Genomic DNA, 2,981 nt, shown 5'->3' on the forward strand with positions numbered 1-2,981 from the left:
CAAGGTGCTGGCGGAGTCGCTCACGGGCCTCAAGGGCGAGCCCGGCAAGGCGACCTTCGGCAAGGAGGCGACGCGCTTCGACCTCACGTTCCTGGGCGGCACGGATGAGCTTGCCGGGCACCTCGGGCGCGCGTGCCGTCCATGCCCGCACAGACGCTGGCCGCCCAGCCGGGGCGCTGGCTGTGGACGTGCCGGGAGGGCTTCGAGTCGCACCTCTTCGAGGAGCTGCTCTGGGCGGACGCCACCCCCCGGCTCCTGGGGCCCGCCCTGCTGGAGTCCGAGCGGCGCCCGGACGTGACGCCCGCCTTCGCCCGGGCCGCGGAGAAGGTCATCGCCACCTGGGCGCCCGCCGGCGGAGCCCAGGTGCCCGTGGAGGACATCCTGGACGCCCTGTCCGGGCTGCCCACCCACGTGCCGTGGGTGCTGCGCGCCTTCACGCCGGACAGCGAGCGCGGCAACACGCAGGCCGGACGCGCCGAGGCCCTGGAGGCCGCGGTGCGTGCCGCCCTGCCGTCCCACCGGCTGCTGGAGGAAGACCACCGGGCGCGCGACGCGGGGGCCCTGCTCGTGGGCCTGTGCGTGGCGCCGGATGGCGTGCTGGTGGCGGGCGCGGTGAGTGCCCGGGAGGCCCTGTCGCTCGCGCCGGGCGGCCGGCGGCGGATGAAGCGCGCGGGCGAGTCCCCCTCCCGCGCGGCGATGAAGCTGGAGGAGGCCCTGGACGGCCTTGCCCACGAGCCGGGACGCGGCGACCTCTGCGTGGACCTGGGCGCGGCGCCGGGCGGCTGGACGCAGCGGCTGGTGGCGCGCGGGGCCCGGGTGGTGGCGGTGGACCCGGCGCGGCTGATGCCGGAGCTCACGAAGAACCCCCGCGTCCAGCACGTGCAGCAGAGCGCCTTCGCCTACGCGCCGGAGGAGCCCGCGGACTGGCTCTTCTGCGACATGGCGTGGCGGCCGCAGGAGGTGGCGCAGCTGCTGGCCAAGTGGGGCCGGCGCCGCTGGGCGCGCAACCTGGTGGCCAACATCAAGCTGCCCATGAAGGACAAGAACCCGCTGCTCCTGCGCGTGCGGCAAATCCTCGTGGACGACGGGGGCTGGGAGGGCCTCACCGTCCGCCAGCTCTACCATGACCGGGACGAGGTGACGGTGACGGCGCACCGCATGCGCTGAAGGGGCCTGCGCCCGGCGGCCGTCCGCGCTACACACCGGGCACGATGCCCTATTCCATCGATGACGCCACCGCCACCGCCCTCGTGGCACTCCACCCCCGGGCCGCACGGCCCGGGCACGCCCAGGAAGCGCCGCAGGCGGCGGCCCTGGAGCTCATCGCCGCCGAGCAGCGCCGCCGGGGCCAGCCGGATGCCGTGACGGGGGCGCTGCACGTGCAGGCGCTGACGCAGGGGACCCTCCTCAAGGAGGAGTTCGACCTGTCCACGCACGCGCACCACGACGGCTGGCGCGTGGGCGCGGTGATGGTGGACGTGAAGGAGATGATCCACTTCAACGCCCGCTTCGGCTTCCCCGCAGGCGACGCGCTCCTCAAGGCCACCGTCGCGTCGCTCGCCGCGCAGTATCCCGGCGCGCGCATCGTGCGCTTCCAGCCGGACGGCTTCGCGGTGCTGCTGGTGCCCACGTCCCAGCTCACCGTGCGCGAGGACAGCGCGGAGGCGACGCGCGCGCGGCTGACGGAGGACCTGCGCCCCACCCTGCCCGCGGGAGCCGCGGCCACCGACGTGCCGGGCTTCACCGTGGCGCTGCTGGAGCTGACGGTGCACCAGCCTTCCCACTGGCAGGTGCTGGGGCCGCTCCTCTGGGCGGAGGTGGAGCGGGCCTACATCATGGAGCGCACCGGGCGGACGCACGGCCTGCAACGCCGGCACCTTCGCCTGGACGCGTTCCTCCCGGAGCCGGGAGGAACCTGAAGCCCTACTCTCCGCCCTACTCTTCCAGGATGAACTTGCGCGGGTTCTGCGGCACGCCGTTCACGCGCACCTCGTAGTGCAGGTGCGGGCCGGTGGAGCGGCCGGTGTTGCCCACCGCCGCGACGATGACGCCCCGCTTCACCCGGTCGCCCGCCTTCACGAGGATCTTCGACAGGTGGCCGTAGCGCGTCTTGATGCCGTAGCCGTGGTCGATGACGAGCACGTTGCCGTACCCGCCCTCCAGCCCCGCGAACACCACCGTGCCGTCCGACGGCGCGGTGACTTCCTTGCCGTGCGGCGCCGCGATGTCCAGGCCCGCGTGCGTCACGCGGTCCGCGGTGTACGGGTCCAGGCGCTGGCCGAAGTCGCTGGTCACCCAACCGCGCGCCGGCCACACCGACGGCGTGGAGGCCAGGAGCGACTTCTGGTCCTGGAAGTAGGCCTGCAGGTCCTGGAGGCTCAGCTCCTGACGGGTGGCCTCCGCGGACAGCCGGTCCAGACGGCCCAGCAGCACCTTGGGCGTGTCCGTGGTGGTCAGCTGCGTGAACTGGGTGTCCGTCGCGGGCGCCGCCGTGCCGGCCTCCGGCTCCGTGGGGCCCATGGCCAGGTTGCGCTGCGGATCCGACAGGAGCGTCACCGCGCGCAGCTTCTGGTCGAAGCGCTCCACGCGGTCCAGCGTGGACCCGATGTGCTCGATGCGCTCGCGCACCGACTTGAGCTGGGAGCGCAGCGTGAGGTTCTCCTCACGCAGGATGCGGTTCTCCGAGGCGTCCGCGGCGACCTGCAGGTAGTGGATGCTCGCACCCGCGGCCAGGCCCGCCACCAGCATGAGGCCCATGCCCACCTGCACCAACCAGGAGCGCTGGATGGTGTACCGCTTCACCGGAGCGTCGTGGTCCGGGATGACCATCAGCGTGAAGGACTTTTTGGCCACGAACCACTCCTGGAGAAACCCTGCTCTACGTGGGACTTCCGGCGCGTGAAGCTAAGTCACCCCCCGCGCTCGCAACACCCTGTCTCTTATACAGATCTCCGAGCCCACGAGACCGGAGCCTATCTCGT

The 2,981-nt window shown here is 72.8% G+C and carries 3 protein-coding genes; 2 read left to right on the plus strand and 1 reads right to left on the minus strand.

The window, feature by feature from the left end; genetic code table 11:
- The first annotated feature begins 141 nt into the window (after positions 1-141).
- Together rlmM and D7X12_RS40630 are read left to right on the plus strand one after the other, a co-directional pair.
- On the plus strand, positions 142-1,167 hold the full coding sequence (gene rlmM, locus D7X12_RS40625; protein ID WP_120630472.1) for a 23S rRNA (cytidine(2498)-2'-O)-methyltransferase RlmM: 1,026 nt from the start codon (positions 142-144) through the stop codon (positions 1,165-1,167).
- 44 nt (positions 1,168-1,211) lie between these two features.
- Complete coding sequence (locus D7X12_RS40630) at positions 1,212-1,919, plus strand: diguanylate cyclase domain-containing protein (RefSeq protein ID WP_120630473.1); 708 nt, start codon at positions 1,212-1,214, stop codon at positions 1,917-1,919.
- Between the two features lie 16 nt (positions 1,920-1,935).
- On the opposite strand, the gene D7X12_RS40635 is transcribed toward D7X12_RS40630, so the two are convergent.
- A complete protein-coding gene (locus tag D7X12_RS40635) occupies positions 1,936-2,853 on the minus strand; it encodes a M23 family metallopeptidase (protein ID WP_120630474.1) in 918 nt (305 codons plus the stop codon).
- Positions 2,854-2,981 lie beyond the last annotated feature (128 nt).

The organism is Corallococcus sicarius (assembly GCF_003611735.1).
Lineage (GTDB): Bacteria > Myxococcota > Myxococcia > Myxococcales > Myxococcaceae > Corallococcus > Corallococcus sicarius.

Coding starts and splice junctions, on each gene's coding strand:
- D7X12_RS40630 (WP_120630473.1), top strand. CDS start 1,212: ATGCCCTATTCCATCGATGACGCCACCGCCACCGCCCTCGTGGCACTC.
- rlmM (WP_120630472.1), top strand. CDS start 142: ATGCCCGCACAGACGCTGGCCGCCCAGCCGGGGCGCTGGCTGTGGACG.